The 20790-nt window shown below is 63.2% G+C and carries 23 protein-coding genes and 1 pseudogene; 14 read left to right on the forward strand and 10 right to left on the reverse strand.

Annotated features, from left to right (window positions below; all coding sequences use genetic code 11):
• Positions 1–198: 198 nt before the first annotated feature.
• Entirely contained in the window at positions 199–462 is a 264-nt protein-coding gene (gene grxC / locus METAC_RS0116030) for a glutaredoxin 3 (protein WP_026607828.1), read from the forward strand.
• A 605-nt stretch (positions 463–1067) separates the two neighbouring features.
• On the opposite strand, the gene METAC_RS0116040 is transcribed toward grxC, so the two are convergent.
• Entirely contained in the window at positions 1068–1523 is a 456-nt protein-coding gene (locus METAC_RS0116040) for a VOC family protein (RefSeq protein ID WP_026607830.1), read from the reverse strand.
• A gap of 199 nt (positions 1524–1722) precedes the next feature.
• Here METAC_RS0116040 and METAC_RS24030 point away from each other — a divergent pair.
• The 3 genes and pseudogenes from METAC_RS24030 to hmuQ all read left to right on the forward strand — a co-directional run bounded on the left by METAC_RS24030 (position 1723) and on the right by hmuQ (position 3400).
• Positions 1723–2052: pseudogene (locus tag METAC_RS24030) on the forward strand (nuclear transport factor 2 family protein).
• 18 nt (positions 2053–2070) lie between these two features.
• Complete coding sequence (locus METAC_RS0116050) at positions 2071–2670, forward strand: DNA-3-methyladenine glycosylase (RefSeq protein WP_026607831.1); 600 nt, start codon at positions 2071–2073, stop codon at positions 2668–2670.
• A gap of 400 nt (positions 2671–3070) precedes the next feature.
• On the forward strand, positions 3071–3400 hold the full coding sequence (hmuQ, locus tag METAC_RS0116060; RefSeq protein WP_026607832.1) for a heme-degrading protein HmuQ: 330 nt from the start codon (positions 3071–3073) through the stop codon (positions 3398–3400).
• A gap of 108 nt (positions 3401–3508) precedes the next feature.
• On the opposite strand, the gene METAC_RS0116070 is transcribed toward hmuQ, so the two are convergent.
• The 3 genes from METAC_RS0116070 to METAC_RS0116080 all read right to left on the reverse strand — a co-directional run bounded on the left by METAC_RS0116070 (position 3509) and on the right by METAC_RS0116080 (position 5247).
• Positions 3509–3985 carry a J domain-containing protein gene (locus tag METAC_RS0116070; RefSeq protein WP_026607833.1) on the reverse strand — a complete coding sequence of 159 codons (477 nt, stop codon included), beginning with the start codon at positions 3983–3985 and terminating at the stop codon, positions 3509–3511.
• A gap of 157 nt (positions 3986–4142) precedes the next feature.
• On the reverse strand, positions 4143–4535 hold the full coding sequence (locus METAC_RS0116075) for a carboxymuconolactone decarboxylase family protein (protein ID WP_026607834.1): 393 nt from the start codon (positions 4533–4535) through the stop codon (positions 4143–4145).
• Positions 4536–4587: 52 nt separating this feature from the next.
• On the reverse strand, positions 4588–5247 hold the full coding sequence (locus tag METAC_RS0116080; protein WP_198017234.1) for a TetR/AcrR family transcriptional regulator: 660 nt from the start codon (positions 5245–5247) through the stop codon (positions 4588–4590).
• 141 nt (positions 5248–5388) lie between these two features.
• Between METAC_RS0116080 and METAC_RS24035 the strand changes: the two genes are divergently transcribed.
• The 7 genes from METAC_RS24035 (at position 5389) to METAC_RS0116115 (ending at position 13952) form a co-directional block, all read left to right on the forward strand.
• Complete coding sequence (locus METAC_RS24035) at positions 5389–6528, forward strand: HlyD family secretion protein (RefSeq protein ID WP_084143705.1); 1140 nt, start codon at positions 5389–5391, stop codon at positions 6526–6528.
• Complete coding sequence (locus METAC_RS0116090) at positions 6525–8102, forward strand: DHA2 family efflux MFS transporter permease subunit (protein WP_026607836.1); 1578 nt, start codon at positions 6525–6527, stop codon at positions 8100–8102. The genes METAC_RS24035 and METAC_RS0116090 overlap by 4 nt, the downstream gene beginning before the upstream one ends.
• A gap of 11 nt (positions 8103–8113) precedes the next feature.
• Entirely contained in the window at positions 8114–9664 is a 1551-nt protein-coding gene (locus METAC_RS24040; RefSeq protein ID WP_051335626.1) for an efflux transporter outer membrane subunit, read from the forward strand.
• A gap of 296 nt (positions 9665–9960) precedes the next feature.
• Positions 9961–11058 (forward strand): pyruvate dehydrogenase (acetyl-transferring) E1 component subunit alpha, encoded by a 1098-nt coding sequence (gene pdhA / locus METAC_RS0116100; RefSeq protein ID WP_051335866.1) that lies wholly within the window; start codon positions 9961–9963, stop codon positions 11056–11058.
• Positions 11051–12031 carry an alpha-ketoacid dehydrogenase subunit beta gene (locus METAC_RS0116105; RefSeq protein WP_026607838.1) on the forward strand — a complete coding sequence of 327 codons (981 nt, stop codon included), beginning with the start codon at positions 11051–11053 and terminating at the stop codon, positions 12029–12031. Before pdhA ends, METAC_RS0116105 begins: the two co-directional genes overlap by 8 nt.
• Before the next feature lie 18 nt (positions 12032–12049).
• Positions 12050–13147 carry a dihydrolipoamide acetyltransferase family protein gene (locus METAC_RS0116110; RefSeq protein WP_026607839.1) on the forward strand — a complete coding sequence of 366 codons (1098 nt, stop codon included), beginning with the start codon at positions 12050–12052 and terminating at the stop codon, positions 13145–13147.
• 25 nt (positions 13148–13172) lie between these two features.
• A complete protein-coding gene (locus METAC_RS0116115) occupies positions 13173–13952 on the forward strand; it encodes a TIGR01458 family HAD-type hydrolase (protein WP_026607840.1) in 780 nt (259 codons plus the stop codon).
• 14 nt (positions 13953–13966) lie between these two features.
• On the opposite strand, the gene METAC_RS0116120 is transcribed toward METAC_RS0116115, so the two are convergent.
• Positions 13967–14260: a hypothetical protein gene (locus METAC_RS0116120; protein WP_026607841.1), complete on the reverse strand. Its 294-nt coding sequence runs from the start codon at positions 14258–14260 to the stop codon at positions 13967–13969.
• Between the two features lie 46 nt (positions 14261–14306).
• Positions 14307–15194, reverse strand: a complete 888-nt coding sequence (locus tag METAC_RS0116125; protein WP_026607842.1) for a branched-chain amino acid aminotransferase — start codon at positions 15192–15194, stop codon at positions 14307–14309.
• Positions 15195–15550: 356 nt separating this feature from the next.
• Between METAC_RS0116125 and METAC_RS26530 the strand changes: the two genes are divergently transcribed.
• The 3 genes from METAC_RS26530 to METAC_RS0116140 are packed head-to-tail and all read left to right on the forward strand — an operon-like array spanning position 15551 to position 18163.
• Complete coding sequence (locus METAC_RS26530; RefSeq protein WP_156898249.1) at positions 15551–16024, forward strand: MarR family winged helix-turn-helix transcriptional regulator; 474 nt, start codon at positions 15551–15553, stop codon at positions 16022–16024.
• Positions 16021–16761 (forward strand): response regulator, encoded by a 741-nt coding sequence (locus METAC_RS0116135; RefSeq protein WP_051335628.1) that lies wholly within the window; start codon positions 16021–16023, stop codon positions 16759–16761. The genes METAC_RS26530 and METAC_RS0116135 overlap by 4 nt, the downstream gene beginning before the upstream one ends.
• Positions 16762–16795: 34 nt before the next feature.
• On the forward strand, positions 16796–18163 hold the full coding sequence (locus METAC_RS0116140) for an ATP-binding protein (RefSeq protein WP_026607844.1): 1368 nt from the start codon (positions 16796–16798) through the stop codon (positions 18161–18163).
• Between the two features lie 14 nt (positions 18164–18177).
• Here METAC_RS0116140 and METAC_RS0116145 read toward each other — a convergent pair whose 3' ends face one another.
• The 4 genes from METAC_RS0116145 to METAC_RS0116160 are packed head-to-tail and all read right to left on the reverse strand — an operon-like array spanning position 18178 to position 20752.
• On the reverse strand, positions 18178–18630 hold the full coding sequence (locus METAC_RS0116145) for an OsmC family protein (RefSeq protein WP_026607845.1): 453 nt from the start codon (positions 18628–18630) through the stop codon (positions 18178–18180).
• Positions 18631–18673: 43 nt separating this feature from the next.
• On the reverse strand, positions 18674–19399 hold the full coding sequence (locus METAC_RS0116150; RefSeq protein WP_026607846.1) for a glutamine amidotransferase: 726 nt from the start codon (positions 19397–19399) through the stop codon (positions 18674–18676).
• Positions 19400–19430: 31 nt separating this feature from the next.
• Positions 19431–20243, reverse strand: coding sequence for an SDR family NAD(P)-dependent oxidoreductase (locus tag METAC_RS0116155; protein ID WP_036256674.1), 813 nt, complete (start codon positions 20241–20243; stop codon positions 19431–19433).
• Positions 20240–20752, reverse strand: coding sequence for a tellurite resistance TerB family protein (locus METAC_RS0116160; protein ID WP_026607848.1), 513 nt, complete (start codon positions 20750–20752; stop codon positions 20240–20242). Before METAC_RS0116160 ends, METAC_RS0116155 begins: the two co-directional genes overlap by 4 nt.
• Between the last annotated feature and the right edge of the window lie 38 nt (positions 20753–20790).

A 20790-nucleotide genomic window follows, 5' to 3' on the forward strand; every position in this document is an offset into this window, starting at 1 on the left:
CTCGGTTTGATTTTTGCTTTTGGCCGGGAGCGGAATGGACGCATTGAACGCAGGATACAGCGATTCCGGACATTCCTGCGGCATCGTTCATTGAGCTGACAGAGCCCTGCCCGTTCCGTCGCGCGCCGCAGCTTGGCCCGGTGAAGGCAGAGCTTTATATTGGGGCGGAACCCCAATCCGGAGAGCGAGGAGTAAAGGATGGCCGAAATTGAAATGTATGCAACGCAGACCTGCGACTATTGCGCGGACGCGAGAGCCTTATTCAAAAAGAAAGGCGTGACATATAAGGAAATCGACGTTACCGGCTCGAAGGAGCTGCGCAAGGAGATGACCAAGCGCGCCAATGGTGGCGACACGGTTCCGCAAATCTTCATCGACGGAAAACATATCGGCGGTTACGACGACATGCGTGCGATGGACAAAAAAGGCTTGCTCGATTCGTTGCTCGGCAAGACCGCATAAACGCTTGCTTGATCGCCTGTTTGCTGATGAACGCAGGCAATGAAACAGTGGCCGACGTGGGCCGACAACGGAATGACGGTTTTCGGGTGGCCCAGGTGAAAAGCGGCCATTCCCCAATTTTTGCCTCTCGGCCCCGACCCCGTCTCCGCGACTCAGCCTTTGCGCTGGGAATGACCCTCCCGGTCCACCTGGAAGACCTGTTCCAGCCGCAGCGCATGCTGCGGCGTCGGAAGAAGATAACCGGTGAGGACGCGGTGTCACGCGACTAGACGTTTTGGTCGGCCTGACCGAAAACTCTGCGGTCGCCAGCAGCGTGCACGTGGATGGCAACGCTGCTCCGAAACCTATTCACCGAGAATTTTGGAAGTAGCTTTACCGCAGCAATAGTAGAGTTTCTTGCGGCGTTGCCGCCACGCCTCTTTGAGTTCGCGGCATTATGATGTCCCGGGTACACTGTGGACACCCAATCACTAATGATTCCGCCTTTAGGTAACGTGAAGTTGGCATCCTCGTCGACCGCGGCGGCCGATGAGGATCTGTCCTCCGAATACTCACGTTGCCGGAGTGTACGCGGTCACCACAGATGCGTTCATGTGTCGTACCGTTTAGCCGTAAGCGACGCCCGGCTTGCTTTGCCCAACTTCTATAATGTAACCATCAGGATCGCGAATGTAGCAGCGTGTCTCGCCGTACTTGTCCTTTGGTTCTGTGATAAACTCGGCTCCTCGATTTCGCCATAGCTCATAGGACGCATGAATATCTGCAACGCGGATATTCATAAAGCTGCTGACTGAATCGGGGTCGACGGGGACGCTAAGCGTTACCGATGGTTTATCGGGTGTCGGACCGCCCCCGACGTTGACGATGAGCCACGTGTTCGCAATCTGGATGTACCCCGGCGCGCCACTGCTGTCGCCACTGCTTAGAATGCGACCTCCAAAGACCGTTTCGTAAAATCGAGCCGATCGTTCTATGTCGGCGACGGTGAGAAAGTGCGCGACGGTAAACCCATCTTGCGGCGGCATCTGATAGCTTTTCTGCTCGACTTGTACCTGGTTCATAGCCGACTCCAATTCGGATATGATATTTCTCCGTTTGTCAGAATACGCCGGGCAGTGTGCTTTAGCAATGAACTGTGACCTACAACTAAAATTGCCAAATTTACCGCGATCCAGAGCTTCGCTTTGGCAATATTGCCGCCATTTGTTCATCCTTGCAGAAATTGTGGGACCGCTTTAGCCTTCTGTCGATGTTCCGCGATTGGCCTGTACCCGCTCCCCTTCACGCTTAGTCTCCAAAGCGGCTCTGGATTGCCACCGGGTCGCCTCCGACGCCAACGACTTTGAGGCTGAGCGCCAGATTTAGCGAGAGGATGCGGTGCTTGAATATCCTGCGCTTCACAGCGCACGGATTTTCCGCGCAGGCGATCTCTGCGTCACCGAATATGTCCTAACCTATGACGGGCGTCCGTCTCACACCGTGAGCATCATGGAGTTCATCGATGGGAAGGTGGCTCGCGAGACCCAGTATTTCGGCGATCCGTTCCAGCCCGGGCCTTCGCGCGCGCAATGGGTCGAGCGGACGCCCTGAAACCTGGCCGCCTTAACGATGTCCATCCGCCGCGTGCTTGCTCGCGTTGAGCTGCCGATTGATACGGTCTCTCTTGCTCGCTATCTCATTGGCAAGCTATTGGTGCGGGAGTTGCCTGAAGGCGTCGCCAGCGGTCGTATTGTTGAGACCGAGGCGTATGTCGTCGGCGACGAAGCCGGGCACGCCTACCGGGGGACGACTCGGCGTAATCGTTCGCTGTTTCTCGAGCGTGGGCGCGCCTATATATATCTCGCTTACGGCTGCTCATACATGCTGAATGTCTCAAGCGAGATCCCTGGGGTCGGAGCCGGCGTCCTGATCAGGGCGCTCGAGCCACTCGAAAGCATCCCGATCATGCGGCTAAATCGCGGCGTTGAGCGCTTGCGCGACTTAGCGCGAGGACCAGGAAGGCTCACTGCGGCGTTGCGGGTTGATCGTTCGCTCGATGGGCTCGATCTTTGCCGAGAAGGCCCTCTATGGCTCGGATGCGGCGACCACGAAGCCGGCGAAATCGGGCAGAGCATTAGGATCGGCATTTCTCGGGACGCGAACCGTCTCCTACGATTTTATCTTCGGGACAGCCCGTTCGTCAGCGGTCCAAAAACGCTGAAGGAATAAGAGACCGCAGTCGTCCTCCTCCTTTCTTAAAGGGAGTCGGAGGTCAAAGCCCCGTTTCCTCCACAGGCGATCCCGTTTCGCTGCATGAACTCCCAGCCGCGTACGAATGCGCCGGGCCTTTAGTGTCGCCCCAATGTCCGTTCATGGTGCGGCATGTGGGTCTGTGGCTCGATCCCAATGGCCGCTGTCCGCCCATTTCGCCGTGAATGCTTTCAGGATGGACATCCGCTTCGGAGCAGAGGCGATAATCGTCCAAACGACCGCCGTGGACGCCAACCTGACTTTGCTAAGCGTCGCCGGGCTTCATCTATCGGTCAAATTGAGACGGCGCCCCACGTAATCGGCGCCAAAATGCGCTATGAGACGCGCAGCTGTAAAATCCAAGCCGGAGAACGCCCGCATGTTCATCGCCATGAATCGGTTCAAGGTCCTCAAGGAGGAGCAAAAGGCCTTTGAAAATGTCTGGCTCACGCGCGACTCGCGGCTCGATGAGGTCAAGGGCTTTGTCGAATTCCACTTGCTGCGCGGCCCCGAGCGCGAAGATCATGTGCTCTATTCGTCGCATACGATATGGGCGAGCCAGGACGATTTCCTCGCCTGGACCAAGTCCGAGCATTTTCGCGCCGCGCATAAAAACGCCGGCGATCGCAAGCCGATGACGCTCGGCCATCCGGAATTCGAAGGATTCGAGGTCCTGCAGACGATCGAGAACCCGAATTTGCGCCGCTAGAGCGCGTTCCGTTTGGATGGACTCACGACAAGAACATGCTCCAAATCAAGAAATTGGAGCATGTTCAAATTGAAAAACATGCACGTTTGAAACAAAACCCGCGCAAGCCTATGAGGCGCTTGCGAATTGGTCGAGCAGAGCGTCCCGCGCCTCCGTGATGCGACGGTAATCTTCATCGCTGCCGCCTGCGTCTGGATGCGCGGTCTTGGCGAGCCGGCGGAAGGCGGCTCGGATTTCCGACGGCTCGAGAGCGCCCTCCATCGGCAGGTTCAGGACTTCGCGATGGGCCTGATCGTCGTCGGAGAAATCCATCCGCAACAAGAAGGCCCGGCGCTTTTCTCGCGCCTCGAGGCGCAGTTTGACTTGATCCTCGGTCCATTTCCGCCGGGACATGACGAGACATGCGCCAAAGGCGATCCGGCCCTCCGCTTCGAGCTCGTCGAGATTGAACGGCCCGACGACGCCATAGGGCGGCGCGAGAAAAGCGCTTCTGCCGCCTTCGCCTGCCTCGACATGGCCGATCGTCACTTTATCGAGGATTCCCAAGGAGCCATTCCAGACGACCCATTCCTCTATGTCTGCCATGCCCGCGCGCTTTCATGCATGAACCGGCGCCGCAACCCTATCTCATGCGTATGGAAGGGTTCGCGACAGCTGGGCCGCCAGCGCGGCTATGCATGTTCAGAGCCAAACGCGCGGCGTCTATGGCGGGGGATTGGGCGTGATGCAGCCGGCGACGCTGTCAAGCGTTTAGAAATCGCTCATCCACAGGCGTCCGATAGCCGTTCGCCAGACGATTGGTCTCGTTGGCGACGCCCGTCACCGCGAGCAGCTCGGCGAGTTGCGCGTCGGTCATGCCCTTGGCGCGCGCGGCCGCCGTGTGGGAGGCGATGCAATAGGGGCAATTATTGGTGACGCTGACGGCGATATAGATCATTTCCTTGGTCAAGGGGTCGAGCGCGCCGGGGGCCATGACCTCCTTGATCGTCGCCCACATGCGCCTCAAGGTCGGCGGATGGACGGCGAGGGCCTTCCAGAAATTGTTGATCCAGTCGATTTGGCGAGTTGCCTTGATGTCCTCATAGACCGCGCGCACCTCAGCCGAGGCCTCGCTTTCCTCGATCAAGCTCGTCATTTCATTCCTTTCCTCTCTTCACTTCGGCGCGTTGGTTCAGGCCGCGCGGCGCTTACGCCTTGGAGGATGGACCGGCGCAGCCGTAGCGAGAGAGAAAAAGGCTGACGGCCTCCTCGACATGGGCTTCGATCTTCGCCTCGCAGAAATCGTCCCGTCCCGGCGCGACAAGCTCCTGGATGACGCGGTTGGCGACGACAGCGCCGAGAAAAAGCCTCGCTGCGAGTTCGGCGTCCGGGCAGGAAAGCTCGCCGCGTCTCGTCGCGGCGGCCAGGTAGCCCGCGAGCTGCGCCGAGACATGCTCCGGGCCCTGCGCATAGAAAAGCTCGCCGAGCCCGGGGGAGCGCGCGCCCTCGCGAAGCACGATGCGAAGCATGGACAGCGAATTCTGTCCAAACAGGCATTGCAGCAGATTGCGGCCGACGCTGAGCAAGGTCTCGCGCGCCGGGCGTTCGGCGGGCAATTCGCCGTCCACTTCGCCGAGGATTTGCGCCGCGCAATTGCGCATGATCTCGGCCATCAAGGCGTCCTTGCTGCCGAAATGCCGGTAGAGCGTCTCCTTGGAGGCCCCGGCCTCGGCCGCGATCATTTGCATCGTCGTTTCGGAGTAGCCGCGCTCGATAAATATCCGCTCCGCGACGGCTGCAATCTCGTCTCGGCGCTTCTCGCCGCGCGGCACGCGGCGGCAAACGTATTCCTTCAAGAACGTTGACACATTGTAATCCTGAATATAACCGTACTCACAGGTTCGCTTAGTTCGGAGTGACGTCGACATGCGCCTTCCCCCATCACAAGGAGGATTTCGCCGCGCTATCGTACGGCCGCCCTTCAATGGACTCAACAGGCGGCCAAAACCATGAGCGATGGGCTATCGGACCAGGATGGCGGCGATGTGGCGCGCGAGCCGGCGCCTAAGAAAAGCGCGCCTTCGGGCGCCGCGGATGCTGAAGCCGTCCGAAAGGGCCGGCGGCCTTTCGTGCAGCGCGCGGCGATCGTCGGCGCCGCCGTGCTTGTCGCAGTCATCGGCTATTTTTGGCTGACGTCGCGCAATGTCGTTTCGACCGACGACGCCTTCATCGACGGCCGCGCCGTGACGATCGCGCCGCAAATCTCGGGGCAAGTGATGTCGCTCGACGTCACGGACAATCAGTTCGTCCGCAAGGGCGATCCGCTGATCCATATCGATCCGCGCCAATATGTGAACGATCGCGAGTCGGCTCAAGGCGCCCTCGACGTCGCCAAGGCGCAGCTCGCCGGCCAAAGGCTCGGCGCCGAAATCGCCCGCAAGAATTTCCCGGCCCTTCTCGAGCAGGCCCGAGCCCAGCTCGCAGCGACGCAGGCCGCGGAAGTCAAGGCGCAGGCCGATTACCAACGCCAGCGAAGCCTTCCCAAACAAGCGACGACTCAGCAAGAGGTGGACGCCGCGACGGCGGCGCTGCGCCAGGCGCAGGCCCAGGTGCGCCTCGCCGAGGCGCAGGTCCTTCAAAATGAACCCGCGCCCGAACGCATCGGCCAGGCGGACACGGAGGTCCATCAACTCGGCGGCCAGGTCGAGCAGGCGCAGGCGAAGCTCGATCAGGCGAATTTGAATCTCGAGTGGACGGTCGTGAGGGCGCCGCAAGACGGCTGGATCACCAAGCGCAATGTCGAGCTCGGCACTTATGTCACGCCCGGCCAGCAGATCTTCTCGATCGTCTCGCCGGAGGTTTGGGTGACGGCAAATTTCAAGGAGACGCAGCTTAACGGCATTCGCCCCGGCCAGCCGGTGAAGATCGGTGTGGACGCCTATCCGCGCCTCGATCTCAAGGGTCGCGTCGACAGCATCCAGCTCGGATCGGGCTCGAAATTCACTGCCTTTCCGCCGGAGAACGCCACCGGCAATTTCGTCAAGATCGTGCAGCGCGTGCCGGTCAAGATCGTCATAGAAAGCGGCCTCGATCCGGCGATTCCGCTTCCGCTCGGCCTCTCCGTGGCTCCAAAGGTCATGATCAAATGAGCGAGACGGCGGCGGCGGCCGACGCGGAACAGTGGAAGCCAGCGCATAATCCCTGGGCGATCGCCGTTGTCGTGACGCTCGCGGCCTTCATGGAGATCCTGGACACGACGATCGTCAATGTTGCGCTGCCGCATATCGCCGGCAGCCTGTCGGCGAGCAATGACGAGGCGACCTGGGCGCTCACGTCCTATTTGGTCGCCAATGGCATTGTGCTGACGATCTCGGGCTGGCTAGCCTCCGTCATCGGGCGCAAGCGTTATTTCCTGATCTGCGTCGCCATGTTCACCGTCTGCTCGTTCCTTTGCGGGATCGCGACCAGCCTGACGCAGCTCGTCGCCTTCCGGTTGCTGCAAGGATTTTTCGGCGGCGGCATGCAGCCGAGTCAGCAATCCATCATTCTGGACACATTCCCGCCGCATCGGCGCGGCGCGGCCTTTGGCGTCACCGCCATCGCGACCATCGTCGCTCCAGTGCTCGGACCGACCTTGGGCGGCTACATCACCGACATCTACAATTGGCGCTGGATCTTCTTCATAAACCTTCCGGTCGGCGCGATTGCGTTCTTTTTCATCTCGGTCCTCGTCGAGGATCCGCCATGGGCCAAGAAAGTGGCGCGCCATATCGACTTCATCGGCCTGTTCCTGATCGTGCTCGGCCTCGGCTGTCTGCAGCTCACGCTTGATCGCGGCGAGGACGAGGACTGGTTCAGCTCGCGCTTTATCCAGATCACGGCCGTGCTGGCGGGGATCGGCATATTGGGCGCGATCGGCTGGCTTCTCACGGCGAGAAAACCGATCGTTTCGCTCGAAGTGTTCAAGGATCGCAATTTCGCGATGGGATGCGTTTGCATCGCGGCCACGGGAGGCATTCTCTACGCCGGCGCGGTCGTCATTCCGCAATTCAGCCAGTCGTTGATTGGCTATGACGCGACTTGGTCCGGGCTTATCCTCTCGCCGGGCGGCGTCGCGATCATTATCCTGATCCCGATCGTCACCAGACTGATGCGATATGTCCAGACCCGGATTCTGATTGCGGTCGGGTTCCTGATCATGGGCGCGGCCTTCATCTATTCGAGCAAACTTACCCTGAGCATCGATTTCAACACGCTGGTCTTGATGCGGGCGGCGCAAACGGCGGGCCTCGCCTTTCTTTTCGTGCCGGTTAGCACGATCGCCTACACGACCTTGCCGCGCGAGCTGAACGGCGACGCGACCGCGCTTTTCGTCATGTTCCGCAATGTCTTCGGCTCGATCGGAATCGCGCTCGCGAGCAGCATGATCATCGAGCGCGGGCAAATCCACCAGGCCTATCTCTCGCAATGGGCGACGCCTTTCCATCAGCCCTACAACGATCTTGTCGAGCGCTACGAAAAGGCGCTGATCGCGATGGGAGAGGCGGCCCATTCCGCGCATGACGCCGCGGTCGGCAAGGTCTATCAGGCATTTCAAGCGCAGGCGGCGGTCCTCGCCTACTCTGACGTCTTCTTCTACGCCGGCCTTGTGGCGTTTGCGGTGGCGCCTTTCTGCCTCCTGCTTTCCGGCGGCAAAGGCGGCGGCGCCGCCGCTGTTCATTAGGCCTCAAATCGATGAATCTCGGTCAGCCTTCACGCCGCGCGGATCGCCCGAAGCGCGCCCTCTTGGGCGCCTTGGCGCTCGCGTCCATGCTTGCGGCCGCAGGCTGCTCGGTCGGCCCGGATTTCATGTCTCCCGATCCGCATCTGCCGCAGGCGTCTTTCTTCGGTCCGCCGAGTTCGGCGACGGAGACGGGCCTTCCCCCAGGCGGTCCGACCCGGAGCAATTTCGCGCAGGTCGATCCGAGATGGTGGGACAAATTCAACGATCGCGCGTTGAGCACGCTCGCTGACAAGGCTGCGCGCGTCAATCTCGACGTGCGAACGGCCAGCATCAGGCTCGCCGAAAGCCGCTTTCAGCGCGGCGTGACGGCGTCGGCCTTGTTTCCGACAATCAACGCCTCGCCGTCCTATCAGCGCGAGCAATATAGCGAGAACGGCGTCCTGAGCCTGGCCAGCGGCTTCACCGGCCAGCCCATTCATGTGCCGCCGGTCAGCGTCTACCAGGTCGGCTTCGACGCGTCCTGGGAGATCGACCTCTGGGGACATGTCCGGCGCCAGGTTGAGGCCGCTGAAGCCGAAGTGGAGAGCTCCGAGTACCAGCGCCGCGACGCCCTTGTCGCGACTCTCGCGGAGGTCGCGCGCGATTATGTCGAGCTGCGCGGGGTGCAGACGCAGATCGCCATCGCCAACGCCAATCTGGCGAGCTCGAACGACATCTTGCAGCTTACGCGGACCCGCGCGGAAAAGGGCCTGACGACAGGGCTCGACGTCGAGAATGCAGCCGCGCAGGTCGAAAGCGTGCGCGCTCAATTGCCGAGCTTAGAAAATCAGGAATCGGCCTATATCAACGCCCTGAGCCTGCTCCTCGACGAGCCGCCCGGCTCCTTGAAGGCCGAGCTTGCAAAGGCGAAGCCCATTCCTCCGACGCCGCCGCGCGCGCCCGTCGGCCTTCCCTCGGAGCTTGCGCGCCGGCGTCCGGACATTCGTCGGGCCGAGGCCGAGCTGCACGCCGCAACAGCCAATATCGGGGTCGCCGTCGCCGATTTCTATCCGAGCGTGAAATTCAACGGCAGCGCCGGCTTCAACGCGCTCGATCTGAAGAATCTGTGGAAGGGCAGCTCGCTGCAATATCAGCTCGGCCCGAGCATCACGCTTCCGATCTTCGAAGGCGGCCGCCTCAAATCCACGCTGGATCTCGGGGAGGCGCAGCAGCAGGAAGCCTATATCGCTTATCACAAGACAGTGCTCCAGGCCTGGCACGAGGTCGTCAACGCCTTGGTCGCCTATCGAACCGAGCAGGAGCGCCGCGCCCGGCTCAAGGCCCAGGTCGAGCATTCGCGCCAGGCGCTGTCGCTGTCGCGCTCACGCTATAACAATGGCGTGGGCGATTTCCTCAACGTGCTCGACGCGCAGCGGACGGTGTTGCAGGCCGAGCTTCAGCACGCACAGAGCGCGACGGCCGTCTCCACCGATTTCGTCCAGCTCTACAAGGCTTTGGGCGGCGGCTGGGAGCTCGCCTTTCCGGCCGAGGACGCAGCGAGCGTCGCCTCCGCCGCGCAATAGAGAAATGGCGTCTCGAAGGACGAGCGAGGCCCAAAAGCTGACGCCGTCGCAGACCTGGCCGCTTTTGAACAATTTTAGAATCTGATCTCGGCGACAGCCGAGATCAGCGGGACCTCTTGGCAGGAGGGCTTCGCCGCCCGAGCGTGGCTGTCGCCTTAATTCCCCGGCGGGATCGAGCGGAACGGAAGCGGCACGCAACCAGATTGCGAATCCGCGCGTTGCAGAAAGGAAAAAACCAAAGAGCTCGGCGGCGGCTTCAGCTCCGGTTCGCGCGGCGCGGCCGGGAAGGCGGGACCATGAACAAGCCATTTATGGATGAAGAGCTTCCGGTCATCGCGCGCTTCGAGTTGCGTCGGCGCGCCTATTTGGGGCCGGACGGCGTCCTTCACGGCCGGCCGCCGGCTTTCGCCTCGAATGTCGATCTCTTGATTTCTCTTTTGCGCGCCATGGCGCTCACCCGCGCCTTCGACCTGAAGGCCGTCGCCCTGCAGCGGACCGGACGGCTCGGCACCTATCCGGTCTCGCTCGGCGAGGAAGCCGTTTCTGTCGGGGCCGCGAGTGCGATGCGCGAGGAGGATGTGCTCTTGCCATCCTATCGCAACACCGGGGCGCAACTCTGGCGCGGCGTCAAGATGGAGGAGATCCTGCTGTTTTGGGGCGGCGACGAGCGCGGCAACGCCTTTTCCGGGCCTAAGCAGGATTTTCCGCTCTCCATCCCCGTCGCCTCGCAGACGTCCCATGCGGCAGGCGTCGCCTATGCGTTCAAGCTCAGAAAAGAGCCGCGCGTCGCGGTGTGCATGAGCGGCGACGGCGCGACCTCCAAGGGCGACATGTGGGAGGCGATGAATTTCGCCGGCGTGGCGAAGCTGCCTGTGGTTTTCATCGTCGGCAACAATCAATGGGCCATCTCGGTGCCGCGCAAATTGCAGACGGCCTCCGAGACCCTGGCGCAAAAGGCGATCGCCGCCGGCTTCGGCGGCGAGCAGGTCGACGGCAATGACGTCATCGCCGTGCGCGCGGCGACCGAGCGCGCCCTGGCGGCCGCCCGCGCCGGCGAGGGGCCTTTCCTCATCGAGGCCCTGACCTATCGGCTCGGCGACCACACGACGGCGGACGACGCGGCGCGCTATCGGTCGCCCGAAGAGGTCCAGGCGCGCTGGAAGGAAGAGCCCATCGCGCGCCTTCGGGCCTATCTTGTCGGCAAGAAGGCTTGGGGCAAAGAGGACGAGGAGCGCCTGGCCTCCGAGTGCCAGGCGCGCGTCGAGGCGGCCGCCGCAAGCTATCTCGCGACGCCGCCGCGCGCGCCTTCATCCATGTTCGATCATCTCTACGCCGAGCTTCCCCACGCCTATCTCGGCCAGCGCCGAGAGCTCGAAGGAGCCTCCGATGCCTGAGGCGACCCTTGTCGAAGCCGTCAATCTTGCGCTCGCCCGGGCCATGGCGGACGATCCCGACGTCGTCCTGCTCGGCGAGGATGTCGGCGTCAATGGCGGCGTGTTTCGCGCCACCGTTGGGCTGCAAAGCCGGTTCGGCTCCGATCGCGTGATTGACACGCCTCTGTCGGAAGCGCTGATCGGCGGTCTTTGCGTCGGCATGGCGGCCCAGGGCTTGAAGCCCGTCGGCGAGATCCAGTTCATGGGCTTTTTTTACCCGTGCATCGATCAGCTCGCCAATCATGCCTCGAGGTTGCGCAACCGCACGCTCGGGCGCCTCACTTGCCCGATGGTCCTGCGCGCGCCGTTCGGGGCCGGCATTCGCGCGCCGGAGCATCATTCGGAGAGCGCGGAGGCCATGCTCGCCCATATTCCAGGGCTCCGGGTGGTCATACCCTCCTCGCCCGACCGCGCCTATGGTCTGCTGCTCGCGGCGATCCGCGATCCGGATCCCGTCGTTTTTCTCGAGCCGACGCGCATCTATCGCGCCGTGAAGGCCGAGGTCGAGGACAATGGCGAGGCTTTGCCTCTCGACGTCGCCTTCGTCTTGCGGGAGGGGCGCGACGTCACGCTGATCAGCTGGGGCGCGATGCTGAGGGAGACTCTGGCGGCGGCGGAGGAACTGGCGGCCGAAGGAATGAGCGCTGAGGTGATCGATCTCGCCACGCTGAAGCCCTATGACGAGGAGGCCGTGCTGGCGTCGGTCGCAAAGACCGGGCGCTGCGTCATCGTGCATGAGGCCGCCCGAACTGGCGGCTTCGGCGCCGAGATCGCGGCCTGTATCGCCGAGCGGGGGCTTGCGTCCCTGCTCGCCCCCGTCCTCCGCGTGACCGGCTACGACGCCGTCATGCCGCTGCCGAGACTCGAGCAGAGCTATATGCCGTCCGTCGAGCGGATCGCCGCCGCCGCGCGCAAGGTCTGCGCGTATAATTGAAGCAAACCGGGTCCGTTCATGCGCGCATTTCTCCTGCCGGATCTCGGCGAAGGCCTCGAAGAAGCCGAGATCGTCGGCTGGCATGTCACCGAAGGGGATCATGTCGTCGCCGACCAGCCCCTCGTCTCGGTCGAGACGGACAAGGCGGTGGTCGAAGTCCCCTCGCCCGCAAGCGGGCGCATCCTGCGGCTTTTCGGCGTCAAGGGCGACATTGTGAAAGTCGGAGCTCCGCTTGTCGAATTCGCCGAGGGCAAGGAGCAGGATTCGGGCACTGTCGTCGGCGAATTGGCGGCCCCCGAAGCGAAGCGGGCGGAGCCTCCTGGCGCGCCGGGGCGCTCGCAAGGCGTTCAGGCCCTTCCGGCGGTGCGGGCGCTCGCCCGCAAGCTCGACGTCGACCTCAGCCTCGTGCCGGCGACAGGGCCGGGCGGATCGATCACGCGGGCCGATGTCGAGCGCGCCGCGGCGGCCGTCGCCGATGTCGGCCCCGCCGAGCCGTTGCGCGGCATGCGGCGGGCGATGGCGCAGCGCATGGCGGCTGCGCATGCGAGCGTGGTTCCGGCGGGCGTGACGGACGAGGCCGATATTGACGATTGGGCGAAAGGCGAGGACGTCACGACGCGGCTCATCCGCGCCCTCGCGGCAGGCTGCAAGGCGGAGCCCGCGCTCAACGCCTGGTACAGCGCCGAGGCAGAGGAAAGGCGGCTCATCGAGCGCATCGACGTCGGCGTGGCGGTCGATACGGAAGGCGGCCTTATCGTGCCGGTCATGCGCAATGTCGGCGCGCGCGACCCGAGCGATCTCCGCGCCGGATTGGACCGTTTGCGCGCCGACGTGGCGAAGCGCGCGATCCCGCCTGAGGAGCTTCGCGGCGCGACCATCACGCTCTCGAATTTCGGCATGATCGGCGGCCGCTTCGCTTATCTCGTCGTGGTCCCGCCGCAGGTCGCGATTTTGGGCGCGGGCCGGGTCGATCAGCGCGTCGTCGCGCGCCTCGGCCAAGCGGCGGTGCGGCGCGTGCTGCCTCTGTCGCTCACCTTCGACCATCGCGTCGTGACCGGCGGTGAGGGCGCGCGTTTTCTCGCGGCGGTCAAGGCTGATCTCGAGCGCGCCGCATGACGCTGGTTTTTGGGCCCGGCTGGCGATGAGCACGCGAAATTGGCGCGAGGTCAAAGGCGTGCTCCTCGATCTCGACGGAGTCGTCTATGTCGGCAAGCTCGCCTTGCCGGGCTCGCTCGAGGCGATCCGCCGGTTTCGAGACGCCGGCCTGCCGCTTAAATTCATCACTAACACCACGCGCCGTCCGCGCCGCCGGATCGTCGAGGATCTGGCGCGCCTCGGATTGGCCGTCGGCAACGAGGACGTATTCACCCCCGCCGCCCTGGCGCGGGGATTGGTCGAGCGTCGGGGGCTCGCCCCGTTTCTCGTCGTGCATCCGGATTTGCGGGAGGATTTCGCCGGCCTGGTGGAAGGGGGCGCCGAGGCGGTCGTCATCGGCGACGCGGGCGCGTATTTTACTTATGATCTCCTGAACCTAGCCTATCGCAAGATTCATCATGGCGCGGAATTTCTCGCCTTGGCGAAAAACCGCAATTTTCTCGACCATGACGGCGAGTTGAGCCTCGATCTCGGCGGCTTTGTCGCCGCGCTCGAATATGCGACGGGCAGAGAGGCGACCGTGCTCGGCAAACCTGCGCCCGCTTTCTTCAAGCTGGCGATCGAAAGCATGGGCCTTCGCCCGGAAGAGACCGTGATGATCGGCGACGACGCCGAAGCCGATGTCGGCGGCGCTATGGCCGCAGGCCTCGCAGCCATTCTCGTGCGCACCGGCAAATATCGTCCGGGATGCGAGGGCCGCCTCGCTGAGCCGCCCTCCGCCGTCGTCGACGATTTGCGCGCGGCGGCGGATCTGATCTTGGGGTGAGGCGCTGCTGCGTCTCAGCTGGTTCGATGCCGCCAAATGCGCTTGATCAATCCGCGCAGCAGAAAAATCAGTCCGCCGATCGCGAAAACCAAGGGGAAGAGCGTGAAAGAACTCAGCACCGGGATCATCCCGGCCGTGTAGGCGAAAGTTTCAAGGGCCGGCGTCTTGCAGGTCGCAAAGCCTTCGTTGATCGCCGAGCACAGCCCGCTCGATTCGAGGATGATGACCATTGCCAAAGAGCCGGCGAGCACAGCCAGCGCGACATAGCAGAGAATTTTGAAGCCTTGCGCCAGCGCCTTCGCGATCATGCCCTTGATCTCCTAAGCGCCGACGCGTCGAGCAGAAGACGCCCGCTCAAGCCGCCTTCTGCTTCGGCTGCACTTCGGCGGAATAATCGTCGATCAACGCGCGCGAGATCTGGCCCGGCGTGAATTTATAGGGGCCGATCTCGGAGACCGGCGTGACTTCGGCGCCGGTGCCGCAGATGAAGCATTCCTCGAAGCCGGCAAGCTCTTCCGGCAGGATCCGACGCTCGATCACCTCGACGCCGCGCCGCTTGGCGAGGTCGACCACCGTGCGCCTTGTGATGCCGTCGAGGAAGCAATCAGCGATCGGCGTGTGCAGCGCGCCGTTCACCGAGAAGAAGATATTGGCTCCGGTGCATTCGGCGACGCGGCCCTGCCAGTCGAGCATCATGGCGTCGGCGTAGCCGCGCCGCTCGGCGCGATGTTTGGAGATCGTGCAGATCATGTAGAGGCCGGCGGCCTTGGCGCGGCTCGGCGCCGTCGCGGGATCGGGTCGGCGATATTCGGCGATGTCGAGCCTGATGCCCTTCATCTTCTGCTCGATGTCGAACATGCTCGGCCAATCCCAGACCGCGACGGCGACATGGATCGTCGAGTTTTGCGCCGCGACGGCCATCATCTCGCTGCCGCGCCAGGCGACCGGCCGGACATAGCAATTCTGGAAATTGTTTTTTTCCACCACCAGCCGCTTGATGGCGTCCAGCTCGGCGACCGAATAGGGAATCTCGAAATCGAGCAGTTCCGCCGAGGTCCTGAAGCGCTCGGAGTGTTCGGTCGATTTGAAAATCACGCCGCCATAGGCGCGCTCGCCCTCAAACACCGAGGAGGCGTAGTGGAGGCCGTGCGATAGAACATGCAGCTTGGCGTCGGCCCAGGCGACAAGGGCGCCATCCATCCAGATATAGCCGTCGCGCTGGTCGAATGGCAAAGCCGCCATGGATCGCTCCTCCTCGAGCTTGGCATGTGGGCCGCGGTCTTGATCGAAGCGCGCGAACCCGCCCGTCTAGACCGTCTTTTCCCAGTTCCGAACAATTCAATAGGGGACAAGCGTCGCCGTTCGCCCCAAAAACATTGCAGTCCAGGATTGCCGGACTCACGAAATCCTGCAAGACTTCGCAAAGCTCCCTTGAGCCTGCTTTCGTCTTGACGCCTAACAATTTTCCTGAAATATGTCAACGATGCTGCCATAAGGGCCTTGACTTGGACTCGACGCAGACCAGAAGGACGGCTCTTCAAGGCGCCGCGCAGGAGGCGCAACGAATTGCTGATCCTGTGGTTGGCGCCGGCGAGCCTATGTTCGACCTGATTGAGCTCATGTTTTTCGCCTACAGGGATTTTGTCGGCGACGCCGACCATCTTCTGGAGAATTTCGGGCTCGGCCGGGCGCATCATCGAGTCTTGCATTTTGTTAACCGGCGGCCAGGGCTGACGATCGCCGAACTTCTCGAGATTTTGAAGATCACCAAGCAAAGCCTCAACCGCGTGCTCAAGGATCTCCTCGATCAGGACTATGTCGAGTCGCGGCCCGGCGTGAACGATCGCCGCCAGCGCCAATTATTTCCGACCGCGCAAGGCAAAACCTTGGCGCTCGACGTGGCGCGTCTGCAATCGCGACGGTTCGCCCGCGTATTTGCGCATTTGCGCGACGGCGCGCGCGCGGACGCGATCGATTTTCTTCTCGCCATGGTCGACGCCGGCGAGCGGGACAAGGTGGCGGCGCTCGTTGGCGCGCGCCCGGTCCTGGCGGCTCCGGGACCACGCAGGTGACTGCGCTCGAGATCGCCGGCTCGTCCAGCGCCGCCCCTGCGGATGACGCCGCGCATCTTTTGGTCGTCGACGACGACCGCCGGATCCGCGCCTTGCTGTCGCGCTTCTTGACCGATCAAGGCTATCGAATCACCACGGCGGCCGATGCAGCCGACGCCTTCGCCTGCCTCAAGAGCCTCGCCTTCGACCTCATCGTGCTCGACGTCATGATGCCGGGCGAGAACGGGTTCGATTTCGCGGCCAGACTGCGCCAGGGCGCATCCGAGCTCGCGCATGTTCCGATCCTGATGTTGACGGCCAGATCCGAGGCGATCGACCGAGTGCGGGGCTTCGAGGCCGGGGTCGATGATTATCTTGGCAAGCCTTACGAGCCGCGCGAGCTGTCGCTGCGCATCGCCTCCATCCTGAGGCGCGCGCAGCCCCGCGCCGCGCAAGGTCAAGTGACCGTGGTGCGGTTCAGCGACTTCACCTTCGATCTCGAGCGGGGCGAGCTTCGCCAGCGCGACGAGATCGTGCGCCTGACCGATCGGGAGCGCGACATGTTGAGGCTGCTCGCCGAAAACGCCGGCGAGACCGTGTCGCGCGAGGCGCTCGCGGGACATGGCGCCCCCGGCAATGAGCGCACCGTCGACGTTCAGGTCAATCGCCTACGTCGCAAGATCGAGCGCGATCCGGCCAATCCGTTGCATTTGCAAACGGCGCGCGGGGCGGGATACCGTCTGCTGGTCGATCGTTGAGCCGGCGGCAGTCGCCGCCGATCTGGAGCCGCCTTTGAGCCTCTCCCTTTCAGCCGCCTTCGAGCAGCCCCGCTCCTGGTGGCGGGGATTCTGGCGCTGGCTCGCGGCCATATTGCCGAAGGGGCTCTACGCTCGCTCGGCGCTGATCGTCATCGCTCCGATGGTGATCCTCCAATGCGTGCTCACCTATGTGTTCATGGAGCGGCATTGGCAGCTCGTCACGCGGCGGCTCTCGACCGTGCTCACCCAGGACATCGCCGCGGTCATCGAGCTTTACAAGGCGGACCCGAGCGAAAAGGCGCGCAGCGCGCTGGTGCGGATCGCGCAGGAGCGCCTTAAGATCGACATTGAATTTCTGCCGTTGGAGCCCCTGCCGCCGGTCTTGCCGAAGCCTTTTTTTCCGATCGTCGACCAGGCGCTGTCCAATGAGATCCGGCGCCAGATCGGACGACCCTTCTGGCTCGACACGGTCGGCCGCTCGACCTTTATCGAGATCCGCATCATGCTCGACGGCGCGATCTTGCGCGTCGTCGCCTATCGCAGCGCCGCCTACGCCTCGAATTCGCATATTTTCCTGCTCTGGATGGTCGGCACGTCCTTCGTCTTGATCGTGGTCGCGACCGCCTTTTTGCGCAATCAGATCAAGCCAATTCTTCTCCTGGCCGGCGCCGCGGAAGCTTTCGGCAAAGGGCGTGATCCGGAGTTCCGGCCGCGCGGCGCGCGAGAGGTGCGCCAGGCCGGCTACGCCTTCATTGAGATGCGGCGCCGCATCGAGCGCGCCTTCGAGCAGCGCACCGCCATGCTCAGCGGCGTGAGCCACGACCTTCGCACCATCCTGACGCGGTTCAAGCTCTCCCTCGCCCTCCTGCCGGAGAGCGACGAATCGCAGGATCTGCAAAAGGACGTCGAGGAGATGCAGCGCATGCTCGAAGCCTATCTCGCCTTCGCGCGCGGGGCGGCGGGCGAAGGCGCAGTCGAGATCGACATGCATGATTTTCTCGAGGATCTGCGCCTCGAATCCGAGCGGCGCGGCCGCGACGTCAAGCTCGCCTTCAGCGGCGATCCGCTCGTGGCCATTAGGCCCGACGCCTTCAAGCGCTGCTTGTCGAATCTGATCGGCAATGCGCAAGGCCATGCCGAGCATGTTTCGATCGAGGCGTGCCGAGACGAGCGCTTTCTGACGATCCATGTCGATGACGATGGACCGGGCATTGCGCCCGAGTGGCGCGAGGACGTCTTCCGGCCCTTCGTTCGTCTCGACGAATCGCGCAACCAGGATTCGGGCGGGACCGGCCTCGGCCTCGCCATCGCGCTCGACATCGCCCGTTCCCATGGCGGCGACATCGGCTTGAGCGATAGCCCTTTAGGAGGGCTGCGGGCGACGGTCCGCGTGCCGGTCTGAATTGCCGGTTCGGATCAAGGCTCCGGCAGAATCCTCACTTCCGCCGTCACCGAATTGGCGATGAAACATTCCCTGTGCGCCTTCTCGTGTAGACGATCGAGATCGTCCTGCGTCGGGCGCTTGTCGCCGCTGAAGACGATTTTCGGGCGCAGCTCGATGCGCGTGACGGCGAGCTTGCCGGCGGCGTTCTTCTCCAGAAAGCCTGTGGCGGCGTCTTCGTAGCTTTCGACCACAAAGCCGCGGTTCGCGGCGAGCGCGAGGAAGGTGAGCATATGGCAGCTTGCGAGCGCCGCCGCGAAAGCGGATTCCGGATCGACCCGGCTCGGATCGCCGAGATAGGCGGGCGCCGCCGAGGCCGGCGTCTCGACGCCGTTCTCGAACCGCCAAATATGGTTGCGGCTATAGGTCTTGTAACCGAAGTCGGCGCCGTCGCGCGCCCATAGGATCGTAGCTTTATGCTCGGACATGGGAAGCTCCTTTGGTTCGGCGCCCGCCCATTGTCGCAACGGGTCAGGCCGCCTTGCGGCCGCCGTCGAGCCAGGCTCTTAAAAAAGCGTCGGACCAGCGCGCGACCGCGGCGTCATGCCGAAGCCAGCCTTCGAGATGGCGGTGGCGGGGGCGCGCGCCCGGCGCCGCGAGGCGCGAAGCGCCGCGCATCGTCCAGAGGCACATCATCCCGAAGGTGACCTCGGGATGGAACTGGAAGCCATAGGCGGTTCGACCGAAGCGGAACGCCTGGGCCTCGAAATCCTGGCCTTTGGCGAGCAAGGTCGCGCCTTTCGGCAAATCGAACCCTTCGCGATGCCACTGATAGACGCGATCGGGAAAGCGGCGCTCGCAGCAGCTATGCCCGTGCTCGGTCGGATGGATCGGGTAGTAGCCGACCTCGACCCGCCCTTGCGGATGCGGCCGGACGCCATGGCCGAGATGCCGCGCCAGCATCTGCGCGCCGAGGCAAATGCCGAGAAACGGCTTTTCCTCCTTCAGCGCGACGCCGATCCAGTCGATCTCTCGCCGTAGCCAGGCGTGCTCGTCATTGGCGCTCATGGGGCCGCCGAAGACGATCGCGCCGTCATGCTCCGACAAGGTTTTGGGGAGCGGATCGCCGAAGCGCGGACGCCTGACGTCGAGCTCGCGCCCTTGGGCTTGCAGGATCCTGCCGAAACGGCCGGCAGAGGAATGTTCCTGGTGAAGGATGACGAGAATCTTCCCGCAATGTGAGAGATTAGTCGGCATTGTCCACAAGTTGATGAAATATAGCTGAGCTTTAGGCGCTCGCGCGGTGTTTTTGCTGCAACATCGCTATGATTCGCAGGATCAGTGTTTTTGGCTGGAAGGGCAAGGCCAAAACGGTGATTTTATTCAATAATCCGGGAACAGCCTCGCGTCGCCCCGCCATCAATGCGCGATAGCCGACTTCCGCGACCTCGGCTGCGCTTTGCGCCGGCATAGAGTTCAAGGCGGTTTCCGGGCCGAATCCGGCGCGCGACTGAAACCCGGTCTTCGTGACGCCGGGGCACAGCGCCGTTACTACGACGCCCTCGGCGCGCAATTCCTGCCAAAGCGCCCGCGAGAAGGAGAGGACAAAGGCCTTCGAGGCGTAATAGACCGCCATGCCCGGTCCGCCCGGGAAATAGGAGACGACCGACGCCACGTTCAGGATCTTGCCTTTGGCTGCGCGGATCTCTGGCAGGAATTGGGCGGTCATCTCGACAAGAGCCCGGACGTTGAGATCGACGATCCCGCTCTGCTCGACCGGGTCGAGCTCGGCGAAGGCGCCGATGAGCCCAAATCCAGCATTGTTGACCAAAATTTCGAGCGATGTGTCGAAGGCTTCGAGCGTAGCGGCGACCTCGCGCGACGCGCCGGGCCGGGCCAGATCGAGGGCGATAACAATCGGGCGCGGTCGGCCGGACGCCGCGATCTCGTCAGCGAGCGCTTCGAGCCTATCGCGGCTGCGCGCGACAAGCGCGAGATCATGGCCATGGCGGGCCAAAACGCGGGCGAGATCGGCGCCGATTCCGCCCGAGGCTCCGGTGATCAGGGCGATGCGGCGCTGTTGCGGCTGGCCAGAGTTCATGCGCGTCCCTTCGCCGGAGCCGTCGACCACGGGCTTTGGAATTCGGCTTCGGCCGGCGCTCGCTCGCCGACGCGCTGACGCAGCAGGACGCGGTCGCGCGTCGACACCCCGAGAAGCTCAGCCACGCGCCAAATAGTGTTTTCCTCGAGCTCGTCCGCCGTGCCATCGGCGAAGGCGATCTCCCACATCATCTCGACGATCTTGAGCCGTCCATCCTCGTCGAGCGCGCGCTTCAGGACGCTCGTGAACTGATAGAAATCAACCGCGTCGCGATCGCTCCGCTCGGCCTGCCGGATCAGCTCCGCGGCCGCGCTCGCGTCGAGCCCGAAACGCTCCTCAATGATCGCCGTGAGGCGGCGGCGCTCGGCGAGATCCGTCTGCCCGTCCACATTGGCGGTGTGAACCAGCAAGGCCACGGCGGCGAGCCGATAATCATCTTCGCTAAAGGCTCTGTCGCCGCCTTCAGTCCCTGCGACTTCGGCGATGAAATGTCTCAAGGCGTCGAACATTCGAAAATTCTCCCGGGGCCTGACCCCTGCGCTGGCAA

Source organism: Methylocapsa acidiphila B2 (assembly GCF_000427445.1).
GTDB classification, from domain to species: domain Bacteria; phylum Pseudomonadota; class Alphaproteobacteria; order Rhizobiales; family Beijerinckiaceae; genus Methylocapsa; species Methylocapsa acidiphila.